This window comes from Actinomadura rubrisoli, assembly GCF_004349215.1.
GTDB lineage: Bacteria > Actinomycetota > Actinomycetes > Streptosporangiales > Streptosporangiaceae > Spirillospora > Spirillospora rubrisoli.
The window spans coordinates 1-2,040 of sequence record NZ_SMKU01000643.1 but is presented as its reverse complement, the minus strand read 5'-3'; the positions used below and the strand labels follow the sequence as shown (position 1 = coordinate 2,040).

Here is a 2,040-nt window from a genome sequence, read left to right as displayed (position 1 = left end):
GCGGGGGTGCGGTGGCGGCGTCGCTGCTGCCGCCGTCCGTCCACGCGGCCATGGCCTCGCCGATGCGCCATGGCGGGCTGCGGGCCGTCGAGCATGTCGTCCTGCTGATGCAGGAGAACCGTTCGTTCGACCATTACTTCGGATGCATGCGAGGGGTGCGCGGATTCGCCGACCGCAACGCCATCGCGTTGCCGGGCGGCGCGCCGGTTTACGAGCAGCCGAACGGGAACGGGAAGGTATTGCCGTTCCCGCTGCGCGAGGCCGCGAAGCGCGCCGGCAAGGACCTGCAGTACATGGGGTCTCTTCCCCACGGCTGGACGGACGGGCATCGCGCCCACGCGAGTGGGTGGAACAACGGCTGGATCGGCGCCAAGACCCCCGCGACAATGGCCTATCTGGACCGGCAGGACCTGCCGTTCCACTACGAACTGGCCGACACGTTCACGGTGTGCGACGCCTACCACTGTTCGGTGTTCAGTTCCACGAGCCCCAACCGGAACTACCTCGTCTCCGGGCACACCGGTGCGGAGGCGGACGGACGGCGGGTCATCGACAACGCGGCCTACGACTACGACCACCCGGGCTACACCTGGACGACATACGCCGAACTGCTGCAGAAGGCGCGCGTGCCGTGGAAAGTGTACCAGGAGTGGGACAACTACACCGACAACAACATCGAGTTCTTCGCCAAATTCAAGGCGATCGGGAAAAAGGTCGTCCCGGACAAGTACCGCACCATTGACGAGTTCTACATGGCCGTTCTGGACGCGGACGCCGGGACGCGGGAGACGATGCTCGCCGAACTCGATCGCGGGGTGGCCGCGCTGCCCGCGCAGGAACGGGACCTGTTCGAGCGGGCGCTGCGGCGGGGGCGGCCCGGCGGGCTGGCCGCGGCCTTCCGCGCCGACGTGAAGGCCGGGAAGCTGCCGAAGGTCTCCTACATCGTGCCTTCGACGGTGGAGTCCGAGCACCCGGGCGGGTCGTCGCCGATCCAGAGCGCCCGGATCACCTACGACATCCTGGACGCGATCGCCTCCGAGCCCGACGTGTGGGCCTCGACGGCGCTCTTCATCACCTACGACGAGTACGACGGGCTGTTCGACCACGTGCCGCCGCCGGTTCCCCCGGCGGATGTGGCGGGCGAGTACTTCGAGGGCAAGCCGATCGGGCTGGGCTACCGGGTGCCGATGACCGTCGTGTCGCCGTGGACGGTCGGCGGATACGTGAACTCGCAGGTGTTCGACCACTCGTCGCTGGTGCGGTTCACCGAGAGGTGGCTGGGGGTCAAGGCGCCCGACATCAGCGACTGGCGCCGGACCGTGGCCGGGGACCTGACGTCGGTCTTCGACTTCGACCGCGCTGGACGTCCGCCGAAGCCGGCCAGGCCCGGACAGGTCCCGCCGTTCACCGGGCGGTGGAGGCCCTCGCCGCCCGCGGAGCAGCGGATGCCCGGGCAGGAGCCCGGGACCCGGCCCGCCCGTCCGCTGCCGTACCAGCCCGAGGCGTTCGCCCAGGTCAGGGGACGGACGCTGCGGATCGACCTGCTCAACACGGGCGCGGAGAGCGTGCACTTCGCGCTCTACCCGTACGCGGGGGAACTGCCGGGCCCCCGGCACCTCGATGTCGGCCGCAGTGAGCGCGTTGAGGTGGCCGTGCCCGGCGACGCCTACAACCTGGTGCTGACGGGGCCGAACGGGTTCCGCCGCGAGTTCGCCGGACGGATCGCCGCGACCGCCGAGGTCACCTCAAAGCCCGGCGGTTCCAGCGACCTGTGGATCACGTTGAGGAACACCGGACGGACCGAGCTGAGCTTTGAGCTGTCCGCATTGGCCTACGGCGACCGCCGGCGCCGTATCCGGGTGAAGGCCGGGCAGAGCCGGACCGTCCGCTGGCATACCCGTAAGGGCTGGTACGACGTCGAGATCAAGGCGGCCGAGGACGCCGCGTTCCGCCGCCGCCTGATGGGACACATCGAGAACGGCCGCCCGAGCATCTCCGGCTGACCCGTCCGCCCCGCCCCCGGGCGCCTCCGCTGCGCCC

At 70.0% G+C, this 2,040-nt stretch carries 1 protein-coding gene; it reads left to right on the top strand.

Annotated features, from left to right (window positions below; all coding sequences use genetic code 11):
• Positions 1-2,003, top strand: a 2,003-nt coding sequence (locus E1298_RS46440) for a phosphocholine-specific phospholipase C (protein ID WP_131903736.1), incomplete at its 5' end; no start/stop codon positions are given.
• Positions 2,004-2,040 lie beyond the last annotated feature (37 nt).